Consider the following 23,617-nt stretch of genomic DNA (forward strand, 5'->3'; position numbering starts at 1 on the left):
CACGAGGCGTGGGATCGTGCCGACGCCTGCCCGCTCAGCCCTCCGGAACCCGATTCACCAACGGCTCCCCGCGCTCGAACGCGCTGAGGCTTTCCAGCGTCGTGGCCATGATCTGGCCGATGGCCTCGACGGTGAAGAAGGCCTGGTGCCCGGTGACGATCACGTTCGGGAAGGACACCAGCCGCTGGATCACGTCGTCGTGGATCACCGTCGAGGACAGGTCCTGGAAGAACAGGCTGGCCTCCTGCTCGTAGACGTCGATCGCCAGGCCGCCGAGCTGGCCCGTCTTCAGCGCCTGCGTCGCCGCCTCGGTGTCGACCAGGCCGCCGCGGCTCGTGTTCACCAGGATCGCGCCGCGCTTGAGTAGCGCCAGCGAGTTCGCATCGACGATGTGACGCGTCTGTTCCGTCAGCGGGCAGTGCAGCGAGATCACGTCCGACCGCGCCATCAACTCCGGCAGCGGCACGTAGCGCCCGCCGAGTTCCTCGAACGCCGGCTTCGGGAACGCGTCGTGGCCCAGCATCGTGCAGCCGAAGCCCGCCATGATCCGCGCGAAGATCGTGCCGATCTTGCCCGTGCCGATCACGCCCACCGTCTTGCCGTGCAGGTCGACCCCCATCAGGCCGTCGAGCTCGAAGTTGCCGTCCCGCGTGCGCACGCTGGCGCGGACGATCTTGCGGTTGACCGCCAGCAGCAGGCCGACGGCGAACTCGGCGACCGAGTACGGCGAGTAGTCGGTGACCCGCACGACCTCGATGCCCAGCCGGCGCGCGGCCGCCGCATCGATGTGGTTGAAGCCGGTCGACCGCGTCGCCACCAGCAGCGTGCCCTGCGCCGCAAGCCGGGTCAGCACCTCGGCATCCACGGCGTCGTTGACGAAGACGCACACCGCCTTGCATCCGGCGGCCAGCGCCGCCGTGTCGACGGTCAGCCGGTCCTGCACGAACACCAGCTCGTGGCCGATCTCCCGGTTGGCCTGCTGCAGCAGGGTCTGGTCGTATCGACGGGTACTGAAGACGGCGGTTTTCATCGGGACTGCTCCTTCCGTTCCATTCCGTTCCGTTCCATTCCGTTCCATTCCATTGAAACATGAAGAAACGGTCGCGGAGCCGATCAGGTGAATGATGCTGGGGCGTGACGGTCTCCGCCGCGCCGGCTCGGCCAGTCCATGCCCGTCCGGCAACGGCGAGATCATCGGGCCGAGGGGTTGGCGTGCCGTCGCAAGCGCTCCTACACTCGGCAGGCGTCCGTCGCCGGGTCACATCAGGGAGATCAACAGATGACCGAAGAGACCGCGCCGCCCGTCGTCCTTTTCGTGGATGACGAGCCGTCGATCCTGAGCGCGCTGCGTCGGCTGGTCCGACCTCAGGGCTATCGCGTGCTGCTGGCACCGGGCGGCGCCGGCGGCCTGCAGATCCTGGCCGCGGAGACCGTCGACGTGGTGGTCTCCGACATGCGCATGCCGGAGATGGATGGCGCCGAGTTCCTCGAACAGGTGCGCGAGCGCTGGCCGTCGGTCGGCCGCATCCTGCTCACCGGGTATGCCGACATCCAGGCCACGGTGGCCGCCGTCAACCGCGGCCAGATCCAGCGCCACATCGCCAAGCCCTGGGACGACCGCGAGCTGCTGCTGGCGATCGACGACGCGCTGGCGCGCCGCCGGCTCGAGGTGGAGAACCGCGCGCTGCTCCAGCTCACCAAGACCCAGAACGCGGAGCTGCAGTCGCTCAATGCCGATCTCTCGCACCGCGTGCGCGCACGCACGCAGGAGCTGGAGCAGGTCAACGCCATGCTGGAGAAGTCCTTCGACCAGGTGAAGGAGACCTTCCTCCTGTCCATCCAGGTCTTCTCGGGCCTGCTGGAGTTGCGCGAGGGCGGACTGGCCGGCTACTCCCGGCAGGTCGCGGATCTGGCGCGGCGCACGGCGCGTCGCATGGGCCTGGGCCCGCGGGTCGAGGAGGACGTGCACAGCGCGGGCCTGCTGCACGAGATCGGCAAGATCGGCTTTCCGGACGCGCTGCTGCGCAAGCCGGTGTCGACGATGAACGCGGAAGAGATGGCCCGCTACCGGCGCCACACGCTCAACGGCGAAGCCGCCCTGCTGCCGCTGGGACACCTGCAGCATGTCGCGCGGCTGGTGCGCTCGCAGCACGAGCGCGTGGACGGCAAGGGCTTCCCGGACGGCCTGTCGGGCGATGCGGTGCCGCTGGCGGCGCAGGTCCTCAGCGTGGCCAGCGACTACGCCGCGGCACAGTCGGGCCGGATGGCCGAGCAGCACTTCTCACCGGCGCAGGCCTTGCAACTGGTGCGCGGCGGCGCCGGCATGCGCTACGAGCCGGAAGTGGTCGAAGCCTTCGAACTGGCGCTGACCGACGAGCCGGAGGACAAGCCGCGCGATCGCCAGATCAGCCCGTCGGACGTCGAGCCGGGCATGGTGCTCGCGCGCGACCTGCTCACGCCCAAGGGCACGCTGCTGCTGGCGGCGGGGCATGTCTTCGACGGGCGGATGGTGCGGCAGATCCGCGAGTTCGCCGGTCGCGAGGGCGCCCGGCTGGCGCTCTACGTCCGGTTGCCGGATGACGACGGCGCACCGCACCTGGCCGCCGCCGCCCAAGGAGCCTCCCATGGATGAACGCATCCTGATCGTCGACGACGAGCCCGGCATCCTGCATGCCCTGCATCGGCTGCTCCGGCATGGCCTGACCGCCGCGGACGGCAGCCGCTACCTCGTCGACGAGTGCGCCAACGGCGCGCTGGCGCTGGAACAGGCGCGGCGCCATCGCTATGCGCTGGCCATCTCCGACTACCGCATGCCGGAGATGAATGGCGTGGACTTCCTGACGGCGCTGCGCACGCTGCAACCGGAGTGCGAGCGCATCATCCTGTCGGGCTACACCGACCTGAATGCGCTGGTCCGTGCGGTCAACGAGGCGGCCATCGCGCGTTTCATCGCCAAGCCCTGGGCCGACTTCGAGCTGCTCAGCGCGGTGCGGCAGGTGCTGCAGGTCCGCGACCTGACGCTCGAGAACCGCCGGCTGGCCGACCTCGTCCGCACGCAGCAGGGCCAGATCAGCGTGCAGGAGGCGGAGCTGCGCCGGCTCGAGCGCCTGGAGCCCGGCATCACCCACGTCAACTGGGCCGAGGATGGCTCCTTCATCCTGGAAGATCCCGGAGAAGTGAAGCCATGAGCGCGCACATCGCAGCGCCCGAGGACACGTCGGCCGGACTGCCGGCCGGCTGGACGGTCGCCCTGGAAGCGGTGGCGACGCCGATCCTTGTCCATGACGAGCAGTCCATCGTGCATGCCAATGCCGCCATGCTCCGGCTGCTGGGCTACGACGCGCGGGCGCTGGCGGCGATGCCGTTCGACGCCTGGGCGGCGCCCGAGCAGCAGGAAGCGCTGCGGACCTACGGGCTGCAGGCCATCGGCGCGGAGGGGCCGCCGTCGGCGATCGAGATCGATGCCCTCACCGCGAGCGGCTCGACGCGGTCGCTCGAACTGAACGCGCGGCCGGTCGTGGTGCAGGGCCGCCGCCTGAATGTGCTCACGGTGCAGGATCTGAGCGACATCCGCCATGTGCAGACCAGCCTGCTGGACGTGGGACGCGTCCTGCACCAGATCATCGAGAACAACCCCGTGGCCAGCTTCGTGCTCGATGCCGAGCACCGGGTCACGCACTGGAATGCCGCCTGCAGCAAGCTCACCGGACGGGACCGCTTCGACATGCTGGGGCGACAGGACGCCTGGTCGGCCTTCTATGTGGAACAGCGCCCACTGCTGGCCGACCTGATCATCGACGGCGCGATCGACGCGCACAACGGGCCGCTGTATGAAGGACGCTGCCGCCGTTCGGAAACGATCGACGACGCCTACGAGGTCGAGTCCTTCTTCCCGCAGATGGACCAGGGCGGTCGCTGGCTGTTCTTCACCGCCGCGCCGCTGATGGACGCGAACGGGACCGTCATCGGCGCCATCGAGACGCTGCAGGACGTGACGCAGCGTCGTCGCGCGGAAGAGGAATTGCGCCGCCATCGCGCCGAGCTGGAGGAACTGGTCAGCGAGCGCACCGCCGAACTGCTGCTGACGCACCATGAACTGGAGGCCTTCCTGGAGAACGCCTCCGTGGGCATCGTCACGACGCTGAACCAGCGGATCGTGCGGGGCAATCGCAAGTTCAGCGAGACATTCGAACTGGACGGCGCGTCGCCCAGCGGGATCCCGACGCGGTCCTTCTTCGTCAGCGACGAGGATTTCCAGTCGCTGGGGGCGGTCGCCTACCCGGTGCTCACGCGCGGCGAATCCCTGCGGCACGAGATGGAGATGGTGTCCGCGCGCGGCCGGCGACTGTGGATCGAAATGATCGCGTATGTGGCCAACCCCCACGACCGTCTGGCGCAAACCTGGTGGCTGCTGCAGGACCGGAGCAAGGAGCGCCAGGTGCAGCGCGAACTGGAGGAGAACTACCGGCGCATCAAGTTGACCAACAGCCGGCTCGAGGAGGCCCAGAACCAGCTGCTGCAATCCGAGAAGATGGCCTCGATCGGCCAGCTGGCCGCGGGCGTCGCGCACGAGATCAACAATCCGATCGGCTTCGTCAGTTCCAACATGAGCACGCTGCGCAGCTACGTGGAACCGATGTTCGAGCTGCTCGAGACGATGCAGGCGCTGACGCCCGGCGCCCTGCCCGAGTCCGTCGACCGCGCGCTGCGGGAACTGGACAAGCGCATCGATCTGGCCTTCGTGAAGGAGGACCTGCCGCAACTGCTCGACGAGAGCGACGACGGCCTGGTGCGCGTCAAGAAGATCGTGCAGGACCTGAAGGACTTCTCCCGGGTCGACCACGCGGAGTGGCAGGACGCCGACCTCAACGCCGGGCTCGATTCGACGCTCAATGTGGTCATGAACGAGGTCAAGTACAAGGCCGAGGTGAAGAAGGACTACGGCGTGCTGCCACCGGTGCGTTGCATCGCGGCGCAGTTGAACCAGGTCTTCATGAACCTGATCGTCAACGCCGCCCATGCGATCCCGCAGCGCGGCGAGATCCGCCTGCGCACGCGCGCGCAGGACGGGTGGGTGTGCGTGGAAGTGGAGGACACCGGGTGCGGCATGAGCGAAGAGGTCCGGCGCCGGATCTTCGAACCCTTCTTCACCACCAAGCCGGTGGGAAAAGGCACGGGCCTGGGCCTGTCGCTGTCCTACTCCATCGTGCAGAAGCACGCGGGCCGGATCGAGGTGATCAGCGCTCCGGGCGAAGGGACGACCTTCCAGGTCTGGATACCGGAAACGCCCAGGGAAGACGCCACCGCGTCGTGACGATGTCCCGGCGGGACTTCTCCACCTTCGGATCCGCCTTCAAATCCGCCTTCAGATCCGCCTTCAGATCCGCCTTCAGGCCGGCGCCGGTTCCTGCTCCTGCGTCAACCGCTCCCGGATCACCGCATTGACCTCGGCGCCGTAGATCAGCGTCGTCGCGCTGATGTAGAGGAACACCAGCGTGGCAACCACGCCGGCGAAGCTGCCGTAGAGCAGCGCCAGTTTGCCCGCGCTGCGCAGCGTGTACGAGAGCGTCGCCGCCGACGCCACCCAGAGCGCCGCGCCGACGATGGCGCCGGGCAGCACGGTGCGCAGCCGCTGGCGGATGTCGGGCAGCCAGCCGTAGAGCAGCGCGTACAGCACGGTCAGCACCGGCAAGGCGACGCCGTAGCGCACGCTGTTGCGCAGCCACAGCGTCTCGCGGCCCTTGCCGACGCTGTTCTCCAGCGCCTCCCAGACGTAGGGCATGACGATGACGGAGCTGAAGATGGCGAGGATGCCGCCGCCGACGATCAGCGTGAACAGCGTGACCTTGAGGCGCGCCCGCCAGAACGGCAGGCCGCGCTCGATGGCGTAGGCACGGTTCAGGGCGGTGCGCACCGCCTGCATGCCGGACGACGCCGTCCACAGCGTGACGAAGAGACCGATCGCCAGCAGCGCCTGGCTGCGCTGGGCCAGCACCTGGTTGACCACCGGCTGCAGCGCGCTGCGCACGAGCGGTGGCGCGTATTCCACGACGCGGCTTGCCAGCGCGGCCGCGTCGCCGGGCGACCCGATGTAAGCGGCGCCCGCCGAGAGCAGCAGCAGCAACGGGAACATCGACAGCACCATCGAGAACGCCATGCTCCCCGCCTGGTTGGCGCTCTGGTGCAGCACGTAGTTGCGGATGGCGAGCAGCAGGACGCCGAGGACGGGCGTGCGCACGGCAGCCAGCCGCGCCCACCGCCAGAACGCGGTCAGGCGCAGCATGCTTTGGACCGCTCAGATCGCGATGTCGGGTGGGCGGCGATACTCACGGTTTGAGGAGTTGATCGAAATTCACCGAACCATGCCGCAGAAGCTGCAGGTCTACCGGCTGCTGAAGTCTGGCGCCGTCGTGCCATTTGTCCAACTGGAGTTCCTCGGTGGCGCGACGCTGGAGCGCGATTCAGATGACGAAGGTCGCGTCACGCTCTATGACGGACTGCCCCCGTACATGAATTTCGCAGCGCCCTCGGGCTTCCTTGGCAAGCAGCTTGCCCATGAGCTTGCGCCGATGCACGACTTTCCCCAAAGCCTGTCCGAGTGGCGGGACGAGCATCGCATCACCTACTTGTTCACCCACGGCCTCAACCTCCCCGGCAACCTCGTGTTCGGCAACGCTTCCCTGCAGATGGACCTCGAGCTCCGGAAGGCAAAGCCGACACCAGTTCGAGAGAAGTCGCTCGCCTACCTGGACATGGCCTCAGCGCTGAAAGGCTCCGTCTATGGCCTTGGCGCTGGCGGCGAGCAGCCCAAGTTCCTCTGGCTCACAGAGGACGCCGGCCACGTGATCGTGAAGTTCGCCAAGCTGGGCAGCCGCATGGCGGAACTGCTGCCGCTCGAGCACCTGGCCCTCCGATCGCTGGGCGAGGTGGGCGTGCCCGCCGCCCGCACGCAACTGCTGACCGCCGGCGACTACGTGTTCCTCGAGGTCCAGCGCTTCGATCGCGTGGGGCTCAACGGTCGCGTCGGCATGCTCTCGGCGGGCGCCGTCGATGACGAATTCTTCGGCAAGCGCGACAGCTGGTCTGAGTTCGCCGCGCGCTGCGTGGCGGCGAAGTCCCTTTCTGCCGAGGACGCCCGCCACGTGCACACGATGGCCGCCTTCAGCGAGCTGATCGGCAACGGCGATCGGCACTTCGAGAACCTCTCGCTGCTCATCGACGAGCGCGGCGAATACCAGGGCATTGCGCCCGCCTACGACATCCTGCCCATGCGCTACGCTTCCATCGGCGGCGGCGTGGATCCGGATCTTCGCCCGATCGAGCCGAAGGTCGGCCCGATCGGCGCCCGGCCCGAAGTCTGGGAGCGGGCCGCCCGCGCGGCGCAACGCTTCTGGACCGCGGCCCAGACCGAGACCCTGGCCGCGCCGCTGTCGGACGAGATGAAGGCACTCGCCGCCGAGAACCTGACGGCGGTCTGGGAGTTCGTCGCCCCTCTGGTTCCCGCTCATTCGGCCGCCGCCATCGGCGCGCGATGAGCTCACGTTCAAGGCATTCATGAAAGCACCCCCGCGACTCCAATCCCTGATCGAGGAAGGCCTGATCGACACCGTCGTGCGTCAGCTGATGAGCGGCAAGGAGGCGCTGGTCTACGTGGTGCGCTGCGGCGACGAGACCCGCTGCGCCAAGATCTACAAGGAGGCCACGCAGCGCAGCTTCCGGCAGGCCGTGGACTACACCGAGAACCGCAAGACCAAGAACAGCCGGCAGGCGCGGGCGATGGCCAAGGGCACGAAGTTCGGACGCCAGGCCCAGGAGGCCGCGTGGCAGAACGCCGAGGTCGACGCGCTGTATCGCCTGGCGGGCGCCGGCGTGCGCGTGCCGCAGCCCTACAACTTCATGGACGGCGTGCTGCTGATGGAACTCGTCGTGGACGAGCACGGCGATGCGGCGCCGCGGCTCAACGACGTCATGTTCACCGCCGAGGAAGCCCGCACCCATCACCAGAGCCTGTTGGTCGAAGTGGTGCGCATGCTCGGCGCGGGCGTGGTCCACGGCGACCTGTCCGAATTCAACATCCTGCTGGCCGGCGACGGCCCCGTGATCATCGACCTGCCGCAGGCGGTGGACGCCGCCGGCAACAACCACGCCAAGCGCATGCTGCTGCGCGACGTCAACAACCTGCGCGACTTCTTCGGCGGCTTCGCCCCGGACCTGCTGAGCACCGACTACGGGCACGAGATCTGGGCCTTGTACGAGAGCGGCAGCCTCACGCCCGACACGCCGCTGACGGGTCGCTTCAAGCATGCGGCCGGTCCCGTCGACCTCGGCGAAGTGATTCGCGAGATCGACGACGCGGCGGACGAGGAAGCCGCGCGACGCTTGCGGATGCTCAGTTCCTGACGGCCCGGAGCGCTGCCGTGATCGCATCCCGGATCGGAAACAGGTGGTCGTTGCCGTTGAACTCCGCATCCGGGCTGTTGCCGGTATGCACGATCACGACCTTCGCCACCGGATCCACGAAGATGTTCTGCCCGTTCGTCCCCCAGGCGAAGGAGCGCCCGCCCGCCGCCTGCGGGATCCAGACGTGCAGGCCGTAGAACGGCACGGTCGCGGGCTGGGGCTTGTCCTTGCGCAACGCGGTCATCTGCTCGACCCAGGCCTGGGGCACGACCTGACGCTCGCCCACGCGGCCGAGGTTCATGATCAGTTGCCCCAGTCGGGCGTAATCCCGCAAGGTGGCGACGAACTGGCCCTGCACGCCCTCCTGCCCCGCCCGGTTCTTGATCCAGTAGGCCGGTGACTCGGCGCCCATCGGCCCCCACAGGCGCGTGGACAGGTAGTCGGTATTGCTCACGCCGGTGCGCGCGCTCAGCATCAGGCCGAGCACGGCCGTCACCGCGCCGTTGTAGTTGAAGACCTTGCCGGCCGGATCCTTGTCCTTCTTGCCCGCCAGATAGACGCGCATGTCGGTGAAGGGCTCGATCATCGGATTCGTGGTCTGGTTGTCCGAGACCTCGCCGGGCCGGAAGGAGTTCTTCAGCGCCACGCCCGAGCTCACGCGCAACAGGTCTTCGACGCTGTCGTCGGCAAAGGCACTGTCGCGGAAGTCGGGCAGCACCGCCGCGACGCGCTCGTCCAGGGACAGCCTGCCCTCGTCGATCGCGATGCCGATCAGCAGCGCGAGGACGGTCTTGGACATCGACGCGGACAGCAGTGCCGTCGATGGCTTGGCCTGCTGGAGGTAACGCTCGAACACGACCTGACCCTCGTGCATCACGAGGAATCCGGTGGTGCAGAACCTGCCGAAGTAGTCCTCGAGCGGGACGGCTGTCGCCGCTCCCCGCGGCTTGTAGGCCACCGCGCCCAATGGCGTCCCCGCGGGCAAGGCCTGCGGGACGGCGGCGGCCGGCGCCTCGTTGTGGAGAAAGCGCTTCTGGGGATCGACGTAGACACCCAGGCAGCCGGAGGCCGCCTGCGCGTGCGCGACGCCGCCCAGCGCGACGATCAGGATCGCGATCACGTGATGCAGCGCGGGGCCTCGCTGCGGTCGCCGGGATTGAAGCTGAATCATTTGTCGCGATCGTAGCTGCCGGTGCCGATGTAGACGGACCGGTTCCCGCCGTCGACGGGGAAGCTGAGCAGCCGCTCCTTGTGGCCGTCGTCGTACTCGAGCGCGATCGCGAAGCCGTCCAGCTGATATCTGCCGCGGCGACTCGCGCCATCGTCCTTCGTGCGCCTGCCGCTGCTGACCCCGACCGTCCCCAGCCCCGTGCCGACGGTGCTGCTGCCCGTGCTGCTGCTGCCCTTGCCGTCGCCATGCGACGACCCCGCGACCACGGTGCCCGTGATCGCCTGCAGACTGCCCGTGCCGGAGGTCGCGCTGAAGCTGCGCTCGAAACGCCCGTCCTTCGTGAAGCGGATGCCGCGCATGGCCGACGTGCCGCCGGTGATCATGCTGCCGGTGAAGCTGCGCCGGCTGAAGCTGCCGTCCAGTCGTGCCTCCTTCGGCCAGGGGCGCACCGCCTCGTGGCCCTCGGGCTTCCAGTCGCCGACGGGTCGACCGTCGTCGTCCTGCGCCTGCATGGCGTAACCCTTGCCGGCGCTGCGCCAACGCCCCCAGCGCTGCGGCTCGAGCTGGCGCGACGCGGCGACGTCGAGCTGGTCCGGCGGCATCTCGGTGCGGTGGTAGACGCTGCCGTCCCGCAGCAGGAAGCGCACGTCCTCCTGCCAGCGGGTGCCGTTGATGTTGTTGGCTTCGCCGTGGATCACGACGGCCGCCAGGTCCTTGTCGCCCAGGCCCTTTCCGGGCGCGGTCGATACGCGCTGCAGCGACACCGTCTTGCGCGCCAGCGGCGTCTGAGCCAACGGCGACGGTGTCAGGCCCGACGCATCGTTGACGAGTGCGGCGTCGGCCAGGTCCATCGACAAGCGGTTCAGCGAGGTGACGACACCGCGCAGCACCACCTCCTTGCCAAGCCACGATTCGGCGTTGAACTTCAGGTGGATGACCTGCTCGCCGATCCGGTCGCCCTGCTCCTGTACAAGATGGAAGTTTTCGGGACGACGCATGTCGCGCGCCACCCGGCCCTTGACGTAGACCAGCCCGAGCTTGCGCCGGGCGGCTTCCTCGGAAATCACGAGCCAGTTGCCGCGCTGCTCCGTCAGGGCGATCACCTGGCTGGGCAGCAAGACCTGGCCCCGGGCGGGTTCGGCGGCCACGGGGAGCGGGGTGATCGGCATCACGAGATTGGCCTGCACGATCGCGCGCGCCACGGCGCCCGCCTGCGGATAGCGCGCGTCGACGTCCTTGCCGCCGCCCTGCCACTCGCGCGCGAGCGTGGCGCAGGCTTGCGGGTCGCTCAGCACGCGCTGGCGCATGGGCTCGACGAGCTTGTCCCAGGGCGCATCGCCACCGCGCCGCTGCATCATGCGGGTGAGCACCACCCGCATCGGGGCGATCTGGTAGCGCCCGCGCCAGGCGACCCACGCGTCCCGCATCGGCGTGACGGAGGGGGCGCCGATCTCCTGGCACGCGTTGATCGCGGCTTCGGACATCGCGTCGAAGCTCACGGCCTCGATGAGCTGACTCATGGCGGCGGCATCAGTGACCAGGCTCTTCGCGTCGGGCGCGGCCTGGGCAGGACTGGCGATCAGCGCGGCCGCACAGGCGACGGCAAAAGCGGCAGTGGCACAGGCGACGGCCAGCGCGGATCGGAGAGTCTGGAAACACATGCGATCGGATCCGGAAATTCGGAGGACCGCATCCTGCCCGCGTCCGGCGTCCCCGGCCACGGCCCGGACGGGGAAGCGTCGGTGAGGGACTTGACGCGCTGCGCGGGAACGCCTTGCCGGGCGTCCTCCGCTCACGCCGTCTGGATCGACGGCTCGCAGAGCACCGGGAAGTTCAGCGAGTTGGCGATGAAGCACTGCTCGTGCGCGTCGTGGTGCAGGCGCTGGGCGAGCTCGACGTCGTGGCCCGCCCGCACGGTGACGCGCGGGCGCAGGACGATCTGCGTGAAGCGGCCCTTCTCGCCTTCCTCCATCGTGCCCTCGGCCTCGTCCACGTAGGCGAGCACGGCGATGCCGGCTTCGGCGCAGAGGTGGAGGTACCAGAGCTTGTGACAGGCGCTGGTGGAAGCCACCAGCAGGTCCTCGGGATTCCAGCGGGTCCTGTCCCCGAGGAAGGCCGGATCGGACGATCCCAGGATCGGCGCCTTGCCCGACGCCTCGATCGCATGGTCGCGGCGGTAGGCCTTGTAGCCCGACGTGCCGCTGCCCTGGTTGCCGGTCCAGGTCACGGTGACTTGGTAGTGGTGTTCCCGATCGGCCATCGTGGGTCGCTCCTGTTGGTCATCCGATTCGAAACCTGTCGCGACAGGACCGAAGGATCAGCCACGTCGCGCACGGCGGGCCGATTCTCTCCGACGGCAGGAAGCCCCCAACGGCGCCGGCCTCGTGCTGCAACGGGGCATTGCCGCAGGAGACGCCGGGGGCGAGGCAAGCCCTAGGGAGCGCCTGCGACAGGCAGCCGTTCGCCGGTGACGTTTCGGTCGTTGGCACCATCGGTCTCTTCATGCACCACGGCTGCCGGCGCAACATGCACCGTCGCGCGCTGCATCTCAGCCAGTTGCTCGTGCTTCTCGGCGATCGCAAGCCTGCAGTGCGGCATGCCGGTGACGAGGGCATAGTCGGCGCTGGAAACCCGTGTCACATCGCCGGGCGAGAGGATGAAGTCGGCAAGGCAGCCGTCCAGCGTCAGCCAGGCCGTGCCTTGCAGGCACATGACCCACACATCTCTTGAAGCCGTGATGCGGTAGGACTTGACGAACTCGACCTCCACGACCGTGGGGCTGCGGGGCTTCCTCATCCACATCATGCTGGCACCGCCTGATCGAGTTGACGGGCTGATTGAAGCGCTCGCGGCGCCCATCCTCAAACGAATTCCCAGCAGCACGACATTCCCGCAGCGCATGCGGAGCAACCAGGAAGTCGCTTGAGTCCGTCACCTTGGCTGGGTGCAATGGGTGGGTCTGCAAAAGCCGGAGCCCCCCATGACGTCGCCACTTGCCAGGCCGGAGATCCGCGCGGGTCTGAACTACCTGAGGCCCACCGCCGAACGCCCCTACAGCTATGTCTGCGAGCCGCCGCCCGGCACGCCCTGGGAGAACTGCGCTTACGACGCGCACCACATGCTCATCGCCGATGCCCGCCAGGCCAGCGATAGGCCCTGCCTTGAACGTGAAGGCTTCGCGCTGTGGGAGGCGCCGACCACCGTCACGGACTTTCTCGACGAAGCCGCCGTCAGGTCCACCTACTACCGGGAAGCCGCCGAGCTGGCGCTTGCCGCCACCGGCGCACGACAGGCTCACGTCTTCGATCACCTGGTTCGTCGGCGTGAAGCGGGCCGCGGCGCCTTGAACTTCGGCCGCAGCTCAAGCGCCGGCATGGCCCCCGCCAACGGTCGCATTCACAACGACTACACGGAGGCCTCGGGGCGCAGGCGACTGCCCCTGGTCATCGGCGATGCGCAAGCGGCCGCCTGTGTCAGGCGCTACGGCATCGTCAACATCTGGCGCTCCATCAAGGGACCAGTGCTGGACACGCCGCTCGCCGTCTGCGATGCCCGCACGGTCAGCGCGGCGGACCTGGTCGAGAGCGAGGTGCGCTACCCCCGCCGCACGGGCGAAATCTATGTCTCGAAGCATTCACCGCGGCATCGCTGGTCTTACTTCCCGGAAATGGATCGCCACGAGGTACTGGTGTTCAAGCAGTACGACTCCCAACTCAGCGGCGCGGCCCGTTTCACCTTGCACACGGCCTTCGACCTGCCAGAGATCGCGCCCGGCGCCCCGCTTCGCGAGAGCATCGAGTTGCGCTGCCTGGTCGTCTATGAGAGCGAAGAACCATGACCGAAGCAGCAAAACCCAAAACCAAAGCCATGGAGTTCTGGTTCGACTTCGCGAGCAACTACAGCTATCTGAGCGTGATGCGCATCGAAGCAGCCGCTGCCCGGCTCGGCGTGGAATTGCACTGGCGACCCTTTCTGCTGGGCCCCATCTTTCACAGCCTGGGCTGGAACAACTCGCCCTTCGTGCTGCAAAGGGCCAAGGGCGAGTATGTCTGGCAGGACATGGCGCGGGAATGCGAGAGACACCGCCTGCCATGGACTCGGCCCTCGACATTCCCGCGCGCCTCCGTGCTGCCGCTGCGCGTCGCGCTGGTTGGCGCCGAGCGGAGCTGGATCGGCGCCTATTGCCGACGCGTGATGTCGCTCAACTTCGTGGAGGACCGCGAGATCGATTCGCGCGATGTGCTGGCGGAGGTGCTCACGCAGCTTGGCCTGCCGGCCCAGGCGATCCTCGATGAGGCGGTGTCCGAAGCGAACAAGCTGCGGCTCCGCCGGCAGACCGAAACGGCCGCGAACCGGGGCGTGTTCGGCGCGCCCATGTGCTTCGTCGGCGACGAGATGTTCTGGGGCAACGACCGCCTGGATGATGCGTTGACCCGCTGCACGCAGGGCTGAGCGCCTACTCGGCGAGCTCGCGCGAGCTCTGCGCCTCGCTCACGATCCACTCCGCCACACAGCGCACATCGGCCCGGGGCCGATCGCTGGCGGCGATGAGCCAATAGGCGTGCACCATCTCGGGGTTGTGCCTGGGCGGGGCCAGCAGCACCAGCCGGCCATCGTCGAGCAGGGGCTGGATCAGCGCCAGCCGCCCCAATGCCACGCCTTGGGCATCGAGGGTGGCCTGGATCACCTGATCGTATTGATTGAAGTGCAGCATGCCCCTGGGCTTCACATCGGCCCAGCCATGGGCGCTGAGCCAGTCGCCCCATTGCAGCCAGGGGTGCGCCGGGTTGTCGAACTCCAGCAGCGACTGCCTGGCCAGCGCGTGAGCCGAGCGCAGGGACTTGAGACCCAGCGAGGGATGGGCGACCGGCGCGACTGACTCGCCGAACAGGCGCACAGCACCCTCCGGCGTCAAGGCCGCCGTGGTGTAGCGGATGGCCAGGTCTATGCCTTCGGCGCGCAGGTCGGCCACCCGGTTGTTCGCCGAGACTCGCAGGTCCACGCCGGGATGGCGCTTCTGGAAGCGGCTCAGCCGCGGCAGCAGCCACAAGCCGGTGACGCCGATGGTCGCGCTCAACATCACCGGCTTGAGCACACCGGTCTTGTGAATCTCGCCCACCACATCCTGCAACTGCTGCACGGCGCCATCGGCGCTCCGGAACAAGCGCTCGCCCTCGGGCGTGAAGGTGATGGAGCGGTAGCCGCGCACCAGCAGCTTGACGCCCAGTTGTTCCTCCAGGGCATTGATCTGGCGGCTCACCGCCGATTGCGTGAGGCACAAGTCCTGCGACGCGAGCGTGATGCTCATGCGCCGCCCGACCGCGACAAAGCCGCGAATCAGATCCAGAAACGACAGACGAACGAGCGGGAGTGACATTCCTGTGGTGCATGTGGTGCGACGAGAAGATCGATTGAAGCACGGGCCGGCAGATCCTGTAATGGCCTGCAGGGAGAGCCCCTTGCTGGCTGGCATCTACCTGCTGCGCGCCGCGGCGACGGCGCTGTTCAAGCGTCAGCAACGAATCGAGGACGCCCGTGTTTTCACACCTCTTTGTTGGCGTGAGCGACTTCGAACGAGCGCTCGCCTTCTATCGGCCCTTGATGGCGGCCCTGGGGATCCATGCCCGCTTCTGCGATGCGAGCCGCCCATGGGCGGGCTGGCAATCGAGTCCGGGGCCGCGTCCGCTGTTCGTCATCGCCAGGCCTCACGACGGGCAGGCGCACCAGCAGGGCAACGGGCAGATGGCGGCTTTCCTGGCCGCGGACAGGGCCGCTGTGCGCGACGCCTACGCCGTCGCGCTGGCGCATGGCGGCGCTTGCGAAGGTGCGCCGGGCTTGCGGCCCGAGTATCACGAGCACTACTACGGCGCCTACTTCCGCGACCCTGATGGCAACAAGCTCTGTGTTGCCTGCCACTTGCCCGACTGACCCACTCCAGACCCCCATGGACTACGTACTCATCATTCATGCCGTCAAGGACTATCCCGCCTGGAAGCGGGTCTTCGACGAGGCCGCCGCCCTGCGCAGGGAGGCCGGCGAGCAGAGCTATCACCTGCTGCACGACGCGTGCGATCGCAACCGTGTCGTTCATTTCTCCCGGTGGGCCTCGCTGGCGCAGGCCAAGGCCTTTTTCGAGTCCGACCGACTGGTGGAGATCCGTCGCCTGGCGGGTGTCGAGGCGCCGGAGTTCGACTACCTGCACAGCCTGGAGCAGGGGACGGACTATGCATCCGAGGTGTCCGTCATTCGCTGACAACCACATCTCCCTCCTGCGTTCCTGAAAGCGCGGTGAGATAGGCCAGCTCCAGGCTGCGCGTGAAAGCCGGCGTGTCGAACAGTGCTGCCGAGTCGCGATTTGCCCCCAGGCGATTGCGAAGCTCGTTGAGCCTGTTGGCGTCGGTCGCGAGCGCCACCGCGGTGTCGATGTATTCGTCCTGCGTCTTCACCACCAGCTCCGGCATGCCCACGGCGTGGAGCAGGCTGGACGCCATCCGGCCGGCGAAGGACTGCCCTGCCTGCGTCAGCACCGGCAGGCCCATCCACAGCGCGTCGCTGGCCGTCGTGCCGGCGTTGTACGGGAGCGTGTCGAGGAAGAGATCCGCCGACGCCAGGCGAGCGAGATAGGTCTCGCGATCGCATCGACTCGCGAAGACCAGTCGATCCGGCGCGAGGCCGAGCTCCGCGGCATGGCCGCGGAGGTTCCGGATGGCCTCGTCCTCCTCGGCCAGCAGCCAGAGCACCGAGCCGGGCACGCGCTCGAGGATCCGCGCCCACGCCGCAAACATCGACGGCGTCAGCTTCGCCGGGTTGTTGAAGCAGCAGAACACGAACGCGTCCTCGGGCAGCCCCGCAGCGGCGCGCTGCTCACCGGACGGAGGCCTCGGGCGTTGTCGATCATTGGCCTGGTACGACGGCAGGATCAACAGCTTCTCATCGAAGAAGCTGCGGGTCCGATCGTCGACGAGGTACTGGTCCGCGACGACGTAGTCGTACAGCCCGGACCCCGAGGTCCCGAGATAGCCCAGGTAGAGCACCTGCACCGGTGCGATCCGGCTGGCGAAGATCGCGTTGCGGGAGTTGTCGGTGTAGCCCGTCAGGTCGACGGCGACGTCGATGGACAGCTCGCGGCAGATCTGGACGATCTGCTCATCGGTCTGGTGCTGGACATCGATGAACGCATCGACGCCGGCGCGCAGCCGGCGCTGCATGGGGTCGTCGCTGGCGCGGCCGTAGTGGAGGATCGCGACGTCGAAGACCTGCCGGTCATGAAGCTCCAGCACCTCCGCGATCAGGTAGGCGACGGGGTGACTGTGGAAGTCGCGAGAGACGTAGGCGATGCGGATCTTGCGCCCCGTCGGGAAGCCCGGCGCCCGTGGACCCGGCTGCGGTCGCGGCAGCGTCTGCGCCGCCCAGGTTCTCGCCGCGCGCTGCTGCAGCGCCGGATCGTCCGTCAGGTGCTGGACGATCAGCGGCTGCGCGACGGGTTCGCCCGCCTCGACGCGCGTCAGGAGCGCCTGCCGGTCCTGCGCATGGCGGCGCCAATCGAAGAGATGCATCGCGGCGTACAGCCTCAGGCCGGCCAGCCACGTCGTGTGCGGCGCCCGCTCGATCGCCGCATCGAAGTCCGACACGGCCAACGAGAACCTCCTGGCCCGGAGATGCAGGTTCGCGCGATTCTGAAGCGGCGCGGCAAGGCGCGGGTCCGCTTCGATCGCGTTGCCGAAGGCTGCCAGCGCGCCGTCGATTGATCCGGCCTTGCGAAGCGCCATCCCCTTCAGGTTCTGGGCGACGGCATGACCAGGAGTTCCGCGTTCGAATCGATCGGCTTGCTGGAGGGCGGCGTCCAACTCGCCCGCAGCGATCAACTGGTCGATCAACTCCAGACGGAAGGTGTCGCGCTGGGGATCGTGCTCGATGGCGAGCTCGATGGCCATCCGCGCCGAGTCCGCGGCGCCGAGGTCCCGGTAGGCCAGACTCAGGCCGTGGAATGCCTTCGCATAGGTCTGCTGCAGGCCGATGGCCCGTTCGAAAGCGTCGAGGGCCGCCTGGGGCTGACCGAGCTCCCGCAAGGTCACGCCCCAGTTGTGGAAGAGTACGGCGTCCTGGCTGCCCGCCTCGGCCAGGGCGCGGTAACGCGTCGCCGCTTCTTCCCAGCGGCACTGATCGGCCAGTGCATCGGCGGCCTGTCGCCCGCTGACATGCCGCTCATTCCTCTTGCTCAACGCGGAACTCCCCAAAGCTCGTGCAGGAATCATAGGGGCCCCTCGGGGTCGGCAAATCGGCGGCGGAAGTTCAGCCATCCACCGATGGACGTGGCCTGGGTTCAGTCCTAGCGTGAATGGGATTGCCTTCAACGAGCCACCGAGCCGTCCCTGGAGCCGCCCGATGAAAACCCGACCGTCCGATTCTCCTTGGGCTCAGCACGAGGCGGTGGCAACACCCGGCCCCCGGGCGACGGTCCCGTCGGGACGTCCCGCACGGGGAAACACACCGGACACCGCCCTGGAATCGCTGCAGCGACGCATCGACCATTCGCCGCGCATGCAGGCTCAACGATCGCTGCTGCAGGCGGTATCCGGGAATGGCCCCCGGCAACAACACATCGAGCCGGAGCCCCTCCTGCAGCGCAGGGTGGGGAAACGCCGGGATGCGGAAGGCAAGGACAAGCCGGTCGACTCTTGGGTCGAGAACGGAGACGAGACCTACAGCCTCAGCAGGGTGGCTGATTCGGGCGAGTGGGACAAGGTCTGGAAACTGGAGCTGTTCAAGGCCGATGCGTCGAAGGGCGTAATCTTCATCTACCTCCTGGGCACGGTGCTGAAGCCGGACGGGCTGGAGGTGAAGGGAGACCAGCAAGGGCTCAGCTACGGCACCAAGCTGGGCGCCGCGGCAGTGAAGGCCATGAACAGCGACGCGCTCGCAGGCGAAACGGCGGGAGCCGACACCATCTCGCTGAACCTCGTCAATCCGCTCAGCGCCCACATCTCCCTCAAGCAGTTGACGATCGAAATCAACGGCGAGGATTCTCAGGATGGCACCGCCAAGGCGGCTGGCACGACGGCCCTGAGCACGCCCTCAGAGCTGGTCAAGCGGAAGTTCTACGACCCGGCGCAGTTCCCCCAGTTCTGGGGCAGGCTGGTCTTCCTGGTGGAGAACAACGACATGGTCGTCCAATGCAGCGCGTTCAACATGGGCGACGCCTACCTGGACTCGACAACGATCAATCAGGTGAACGTCCGGACCATGGTGGAGACCATGGTCAGGGTCCTGCCCACGAAAGGTTTCGTGATGAACATCAAGATCCCGAAGCCAAACAAGCTGGCGCTATAAGCACCTGCATATCCCTTCGTAGCCAGCGCGGGTCGCCTGCGCGATCCTGACGTCGACCCTTGCCGTGTGCTCTACCGAGCATCTTCAAGCCCGGGAGTCCCGCCTCCCGGGCTCTTTCTCGTTCTCATCGCCCGTTCTCCGATCACTCGTCCACCCATCGACATGGCCACTCGACGTTCCGCCCTCCTCGGCCTCACCGCCACCGCTCTGCTCTTCTCCGCCGCGAGCCGCGCGGAGGAGATCATCAGGATCGCCGTGACCAACGGCCCGCACGCGCAGATCGCCGAGGTCGCGAAGAAGGTCGCCGCCCGCGACGGCCTCACGCTCCAGATCGTCGAGTTCTCCGACTACGTGCAGCCCAACGCCGCGCTGGACGCCGGCGACGTGCAGGCCAACAGCTACCAGCACCTGCCCTTCCTGCAGTCGCAGATCCAGGCGCGCGGCTACCAGCTCAGCGCGGTCGGCGTCACCGTCACGGCGCCGCTGGGCTTCTACTCGAAACGCATCAAGCGGCTCGACCTGCTGGCGACCGGCGCCCGCGTCGCCATCCCCAACGATCCGACCAACAGCGGCCGCGCGCTGCAGCTGCTGCACAGGGCTGGCGTCATCACGCTGAAGCCGGGTGCGGGCATCTCGGCCACGACGCTCGACATCGCCGGGAATCCGCGCAAGCTGCAGATCGTCCAGGTCGACGCCGCGCAGTTGCCTCGCACGCTGGACGACGTCGATGCGAGCGCGATCAACACCAACTACGCGGTGCAGGCGGGGCTGGTTCCGAAGCGCGATGCCATCGCGATCGAGGACGCCAGGAGCCCCTATGCCAACCTGATCGCCGTGAGGACGCAGGACAAGGGCCGACCCTGGGTGACCAAGCTGGTCCGCGCCTTCCAGTCGCCCGAGGTCCGGCAGTTCGTCGCGGAGCGCTTCGCGGATTCGCTGGTCGTCGCGTTCTGAGTCGGCGCATCAGCCGGCCCCTGGCGTCCAGCCTCTGCGACCTCTGGGGTCTCTACGGCCCGGACGGTTCAGACTGCCGGAGCAGCATCACGCCGGACGGCGCCACCGCCCGTAGCCCCACAGCAGCAACGCCCCCGCGGCCAGTACTGCCACGCCGACGATCGCGCCCGAGCTGACATAGACCACGCTGGACCACAGCACGTACGCGCTGCAGCCGACGAACACCAGCGGCAACACCGGATACAGCGGCACGCGGAACGGTCGCGGATGCGCCGGCGCCTTGCGGCGCAGCACCAGCACCGCCAGGCCGCTGAGCGTCATGAAGAACCAGTACACCGGCGACAGGTAGTCGACCATCGTCGAGAAGCCGCCCCGCGTCGCCGCGCCGAAAGCGACCAACGCCAGGGCCATGCCGCTGGTCGCGATCACCGCCACGGTGGGCGTGCCGCGATCCGCGTCCCAGCGCGCCAGCTGCAGCTCCGCGGCCAGATCGCGCGCCGCCGCGTAGGTCGTGCGCGGACCGGCGATCAGGATCGCGTTCATCACCGACAGCGCCGTCAGCGTCACGACGCCGACCATCGCGACCTCCGCGCCGCGTCCGAACACCACGCGCATCGACTCCGCCGCCGGGGCCGCGCTCGCCGCCAGGCCTCCCAGGCCGAGCACGCGCACATAGGCCCAGTTCGCGAGCAGGTACAGCGCCGTGACCGTTCCCAATCCCAGCAGCAGCGCGCGCACGATGCCGCGGCGCGGGTCCTTCATCTCGGACGACAAGGTGGCCGCATCGCTCCAGCCGCCGTAGGCGAGGAACACGAACACCATCGCCGTGCCCCACGAGAGGGTTGCACCGCCCACGGCGCTCACGGCGCTCGCGGCAGTCGCGGGACCAGCAGCACTCGCAGCGTCGAGCGCGCCCTGCCCGGCTGCACCGCCCAGCGCGCCGGGCGTCGCCGGGGCCAGTCCTTGCCAGTGCTGCACGCCCGCGCTCACGCCGAGCAGCAACAGCCCGGCGATGACCAGCGTCGTCAGCCCGAGCTGCGTGCCCAGCCCCACGCGCACGCCGAGCAGGTTCAGCCCCGTCAGCGCGACGATGAGCCCGCCCGCGAGCCATGCGCTCACGTGCTCGCCGAGCCAGGGCGAGAGGTCGACGACCTGCGCCAGGTAGTCCCCGAACACGAAACCGAGCAAGGCCATCGAGCCCGTGTGGATCACCGCGAAGCGCGACCACGCGAACAGGAAGCCGAGCCGCGCGCCGAAGGCGCGGCGCAGGAAGTGGTAATCGCCGCCGGCGTCCGGGAAGGCCGCGGCGAGTTCCGCGAAGCAGAGCCCGCCGATGAAGGACAGCACGCCGCCCAGCGCCCAGGCCAGGTAGAGCTGCTCCGGCGTGGCCAGGAACTGCGCCACCATCGGCGAGGTCTTGAAGATGCCCGCGCCGACCACCATGCCGATGCACAGCGCCATCGCATGGCGGACGTCGAGGATGCGCTGCGGCTGCGCGCCGGGCGGATCGCCGGCAGGAACGGACGGGGACATGGAGGGGGACGGACGCTCGGACGGGGACGCGCGATGCTACCGGGGCCCCGGCCCGCGCGGCCGACTTCGTCGTGGCGACGCGACGGCCTGGGCTTGTTCCCGTGGAGTCCCCTCTTTCCTCCCCGCCCCCCTCCCGCACTTCATCCGTCTTGATGATGGACGCCCTCCGCCGAGTCGGTAGATTGCGGCAGCCGGACGATCCTTCGAGGGTCCGCGCCGCCGGCGATCCGGCGATTCGGCGATTCGGCAATCCGGCATTCGGCAATCCGGCATTCGGGCGAAATGGGAGGGTCCAATGACCAAGTCTCCACAGGTCAGTCACGGCTTGAATCTGGTGCTCAAGCTCCGGCAAGGCGTGCCCATGAGCACGGTGCTGGGCCTGATCAAGATGCGCCAGCCGACGATCGATGCCGGCCTCGATGAACTGGGCTTCGTGCACTTCGCGCGTTTCCTGCCGACCCATGACGAGAGCGCGCTGCAGGTGATCACGGAGTTCGACGGCCCGCTGGAGCCGTACGTGCTCGACTTCGCCATCGAGATCGGCGACGTCTTCGACAAGCTGCTGGGCGTCACCGAGGGCACCCAGCATCTCATCCCCATCAAGGAGCATCCGGCGGAGTTCCTCGCGTTCGTCAAGGAACACAACTCCGTGGTGGTGTCAGGTCTCCCGCCCATTCCGGCGCTGGACCTCTACTCAGCCTATCCCGACAAGACCGTGCTGGAGATCCTCGGTCCCCGCAGGAACCTGCCGATGCCCAAGCCCGATCGAGCAGACACCCCGGTCCAGCAGGCCGACATCCAGGGCAACATCCTGAAGGGCTACCGCGCCGTGCGGGCCACGCACTACCTGCTGGAGGTGACCCACCCCGGCGACGCGCGCCGCTGGCTGGCCGCCCGGACCGTGACGACGGCATCGCTGCCCGGCGTGACCTCGGCCGAGACATGGACCGAGGACACCAAGCCGACGCTGATGCTGAACATCGGCCTCACTGCCGCCGGCATGGCGGCATTGGAGCTCCATCCGGACTGGCTGGCCCCGTTTCCATCGGTCTTCAAGGAAGGCGCGTTCGCGCGGGCCGCCGGCAACTTCGATGTCGACGCCAACGATCCGGCGCATTGGTGGCTCGGCGGCCAGGAACAGGCCCCCCACCTCCACGTGATGGTGTCGCTGTACCAGCGCGATGCCGCGGATGGCAAGGCCTTCGCCGACGCGGACGCGGCGCTGCGTGAATCGCTGGCGTCCGGCGGACTGGCGCTGGTCGAGGAACAGACGCTCGCGCCGGCGCGGGAAGAACAGGGGCTGGGTTTTGCCGACGGCATCGCGGAGCCCCGCGTGGCCGGCCTCGCCGCCGCCACGCGCGACGACCTTCAACCGGCCTCCACCGCCGGCGAGTTCGTGCTGGGCGCCGGGTACGAGAACATCTATGGCGGGTCGTCCCTCGGCGCGCTGCCGGCGGCGCTCGCCGGCAACGGGACCTTCTGCGCCGTCCGCGTCCTCGCGCTGGATGCGCCGGGATTCCGCAACGCGATCGCGTCCGAGGCCACGCGCCTGAAGGCCGATTTCGACTGGCTGGCGGCCAAGCTGATGGGGCGCTGGTTCGACGGCGCGCCGGTCAGCCTCCATCCGCATCAGGCGCCGACGGACGCCTCGCAGAACAGGCGCAACGACTTCGACTACGCCCCGTCCTACGAGTTTCCCAAGACGCCGATGGACCACGACGGCCTGCGATGCCCCATGGGCGCGCACATCCGGCGCGTCAACGCGCGCACGTCCCGCATCGCCGGCGCCCGCTATACCCGTCGCCTGATGCGGCGCGGCATGCACTACACGCGCACCACGCAGGACGGGGAAGAGGAGTCCGGCCTGTTCGGCCTGTTCCTCTGCGCCGATCTGGAGCGGCAGTTCGAATTCATCCAGCGCCAGTGGATCAACGGCGACGGCTTCGCCCCGGGGCTGCGCGGCACCCGCGATCCCTTCGCCGGCACGCCCGAGAACGGCACCCACAAGTTCCGGATCCCGATGCCGGACGGCACCGCCCTGGACCTCGAGCTGCCGCAATTCGCGTACACGCGGGGCAGCCTCTACCTGTTCATGCCCGGCCTCGCCGCGCTGCGCAGCCTCGACCAGTTCGTCGACCAGGGCCCGCCGCCCGCACAGGTCGCCCCACCGCAGCCGGCGCCCACGAACGCCGCCGACGAAGCCAGCACAACCCACTGAAGGGCAGCGAC

The 23,617-nt window shown here is 68.2% G+C and carries 21 protein-coding genes; 12 read left to right on the plus strand and 9 right to left on the minus strand.

Features of this window, described 5'->3' with window-relative positions; genetic code table 11:
• Positions 1-34: 34 nt before the first annotated feature.
• Positions 35-1,030: a 2-hydroxyacid dehydrogenase gene (locus ACQ4L4_RS09320; protein WP_431103960.1), complete on the minus strand. Its 996-nt coding sequence runs from the start codon at positions 1,028-1,030 to the stop codon at positions 35-37.
• A 249-nt stretch (positions 1,031-1,279) separates the two neighbouring features.
• Here ACQ4L4_RS09320 and ACQ4L4_RS09325 point away from each other — a divergent pair, with 249 nt between their 5' ends.
• From ACQ4L4_RS09325 to ACQ4L4_RS09335, 3 genes are read left to right on the plus strand one after another with little or no spacing between them, the layout of a single operon-like run.
• The gene (locus ACQ4L4_RS09325; protein WP_431103961.1) at positions 1,280-2,632 is read left to right on the plus strand and encodes an HD domain-containing phosphohydrolase; all 1,353 of its coding nucleotides are present in this window, start codon (positions 1,280-1,282) and stop codon (positions 2,630-2,632) included.
• On the plus strand, positions 2,625-3,188 hold the full coding sequence (locus tag ACQ4L4_RS09330) for a response regulator (protein WP_431103962.1): 564 nt from the start codon (positions 2,625-2,627) through the stop codon (positions 3,186-3,188). Before ACQ4L4_RS09325 ends, ACQ4L4_RS09330 begins: the two co-directional genes overlap by 8 nt.
• Complete coding sequence (locus ACQ4L4_RS09335; protein ID WP_431103963.1) at positions 3,185-5,314, plus strand: ATP-binding protein; 2,130 nt, start codon at positions 3,185-3,187, stop codon at positions 5,312-5,314. Before ACQ4L4_RS09330 ends, ACQ4L4_RS09335 begins: the two co-directional genes overlap by 4 nt.
• 75 nt (positions 5,315-5,389) lie before the next feature.
• On the opposite strand, the gene ACQ4L4_RS09340 is transcribed toward ACQ4L4_RS09335, so the two are convergent.
• Entirely contained in the window at positions 5,390-6,283 is an 894-nt protein-coding gene (locus tag ACQ4L4_RS09340; RefSeq protein ID WP_431103964.1) for a YihY/virulence factor BrkB family protein, read from the minus strand.
• On the opposite strand from ACQ4L4_RS09340, the gene ACQ4L4_RS09345 reads away from it, so the two are divergent.
• Positions 6,231-7,535, plus strand: coding sequence for a HipA domain-containing protein (locus ACQ4L4_RS09345; RefSeq protein ID WP_431103965.1), 1,305 nt, complete (start codon positions 6,231-6,233; stop codon positions 7,533-7,535). The genes ACQ4L4_RS09340 and ACQ4L4_RS09345 overlap by 53 nt on opposite strands.
• A 19-nt stretch (positions 7,536-7,554) precedes the next feature.
• Positions 7,555-8,400 carry a PA4780 family RIO1-like protein kinase gene (locus ACQ4L4_RS09350; protein ID WP_431103966.1) on the plus strand — a complete coding sequence of 282 codons (846 nt, stop codon included), beginning with the start codon at positions 7,555-7,557 and terminating at the stop codon, positions 8,398-8,400.
• Here ACQ4L4_RS09350 and ACQ4L4_RS09355 read toward each other — a convergent pair.
• The 4 genes from ACQ4L4_RS09355 to ACQ4L4_RS09370 all read right to left on the minus strand — a co-directional run bounded on the left by ACQ4L4_RS09355 (position 8,390) and on the right by ACQ4L4_RS09370 (position 12,367).
• A complete protein-coding gene (locus ACQ4L4_RS09355; RefSeq protein ID WP_431103967.1) occupies positions 8,390-9,571 on the minus strand; it encodes a serine hydrolase domain-containing protein in 1,182 nt (393 codons plus the stop codon). The two genes, ACQ4L4_RS09350 and ACQ4L4_RS09355, sit on opposite strands and share 11 nt — an antisense overlap.
• Positions 9,568-11,232, minus strand: a complete 1,665-nt coding sequence (locus tag ACQ4L4_RS09360; protein ID WP_431103968.1) for a hypothetical protein — start codon at positions 11,230-11,232, stop codon at positions 9,568-9,570. Before ACQ4L4_RS09360 ends, ACQ4L4_RS09355 begins: the two co-directional genes overlap by 4 nt.
• A gap of 131 nt (positions 11,233-11,363) precedes the next feature.
• Complete coding sequence (locus tag ACQ4L4_RS09365) at positions 11,364-11,831, minus strand: OsmC family protein (RefSeq protein WP_431103969.1); 468 nt, start codon at positions 11,829-11,831, stop codon at positions 11,364-11,366.
• A 173-nt stretch (positions 11,832-12,004) separates the two neighbouring features.
• Positions 12,005-12,367, minus strand: a complete 363-nt coding sequence (locus tag ACQ4L4_RS09370; RefSeq protein ID WP_431103970.1) for a hypothetical protein — start codon at positions 12,365-12,367, stop codon at positions 12,005-12,007.
• Between the two features lie 184 nt (positions 12,368-12,551).
• On the opposite strand from ACQ4L4_RS09370, the gene ACQ4L4_RS09375 reads away from it, so the two are divergent.
• The gene (locus tag ACQ4L4_RS09375; protein WP_431103971.1) at positions 12,552-13,409 is read left to right on the plus strand and encodes a CmcJ/NvfI family oxidoreductase; all 858 of its coding nucleotides are present in this window, start codon (positions 12,552-12,554) and stop codon (positions 13,407-13,409) included.
• The gene (locus ACQ4L4_RS09380) at positions 13,406-14,023 is read left to right on the plus strand and encodes a 2-hydroxychromene-2-carboxylate isomerase (RefSeq protein WP_431103972.1); all 618 of its coding nucleotides are present in this window, start codon (positions 13,406-13,408) and stop codon (positions 14,021-14,023) included. Before ACQ4L4_RS09375 ends, ACQ4L4_RS09380 begins: the two co-directional genes overlap by 4 nt.
• Positions 14,024-14,027: 4 nt before the next feature.
• Here the strand turns inward: ACQ4L4_RS09380 and ACQ4L4_RS09385 are convergent, their stop codons facing one another.
• Entirely contained in the window at positions 14,028-14,948 is a 921-nt protein-coding gene (locus ACQ4L4_RS09385; protein WP_431103973.1) for a LysR substrate-binding domain-containing protein, read from the minus strand.
• A 158-nt stretch (positions 14,949-15,106) separates the two neighbouring features.
• On the opposite strand from ACQ4L4_RS09385, the gene ACQ4L4_RS09390 reads away from it, so the two are divergent.
• Positions 15,107-15,499, plus strand: coding sequence for a VOC family protein (locus ACQ4L4_RS09390; RefSeq protein ID WP_431103974.1), 393 nt, complete (start codon positions 15,107-15,109; stop codon positions 15,497-15,499).
• Positions 15,500-15,515: 16 nt separating this feature from the next.
• Entirely contained in the window at positions 15,516-15,824 is a 309-nt protein-coding gene (locus ACQ4L4_RS09395) for an antibiotic biosynthesis monooxygenase (RefSeq protein ID WP_431103975.1), read from the plus strand.
• Here ACQ4L4_RS09395 and ACQ4L4_RS09400 read toward each other — a convergent pair.
• Positions 15,814-17,793, minus strand: a complete 1,980-nt coding sequence (locus ACQ4L4_RS09400; protein WP_431103976.1) for a tetratricopeptide repeat protein — start codon at positions 17,791-17,793, stop codon at positions 15,814-15,816. The two genes, ACQ4L4_RS09395 and ACQ4L4_RS09400, sit on opposite strands and share 11 nt — an antisense overlap.
• A gap of 163 nt (positions 17,794-17,956) precedes the next feature.
• Here ACQ4L4_RS09400 and ACQ4L4_RS09405 point away from each other — a divergent pair, with 163 nt between their 5' ends.
• A complete protein-coding gene (locus ACQ4L4_RS09405; RefSeq protein WP_431103977.1) occupies positions 17,957-18,901 on the plus strand; it encodes a hypothetical protein in 945 nt (314 codons plus the stop codon).
• Between the two features lie 162 nt (positions 18,902-19,063).
• Positions 19,064-19,855: a MetQ/NlpA family ABC transporter substrate-binding protein gene (locus tag ACQ4L4_RS09410; protein ID WP_431103978.1), complete on the plus strand. Its 792-nt coding sequence runs from the start codon at positions 19,064-19,066 to the stop codon at positions 19,853-19,855.
• Positions 19,856-19,942: 87 nt separating this feature from the next.
• Here ACQ4L4_RS09410 and ACQ4L4_RS09415 read toward each other — a convergent pair whose 3' ends face one another.
• Positions 19,943-21,388 (minus strand): APC family permease, encoded by a 1,446-nt coding sequence (locus tag ACQ4L4_RS09415; RefSeq protein ID WP_431103979.1) that lies wholly within the window; start codon positions 21,386-21,388, stop codon positions 19,943-19,945.
• A 295-nt stretch (positions 21,389-21,683) separates the two neighbouring features.
• Here ACQ4L4_RS09415 and ACQ4L4_RS09420 point away from each other — a divergent pair, with 295 nt between their 5' ends.
• Positions 21,684-23,606 carry a Dyp-type peroxidase gene (locus ACQ4L4_RS09420; RefSeq protein ID WP_431103980.1) on the plus strand — a complete coding sequence of 641 codons (1,923 nt, stop codon included), beginning with the start codon at positions 21,684-21,686 and terminating at the stop codon, positions 23,604-23,606.
• Positions 23,607-23,617 lie beyond the last annotated feature (11 nt).

This window comes from Roseateles noduli, from assembly GCF_050626985.1.
Lineage (GTDB): Bacteria > Pseudomonadota > Gammaproteobacteria > Burkholderiales > Burkholderiaceae_C > Roseateles > Roseateles noduli_A.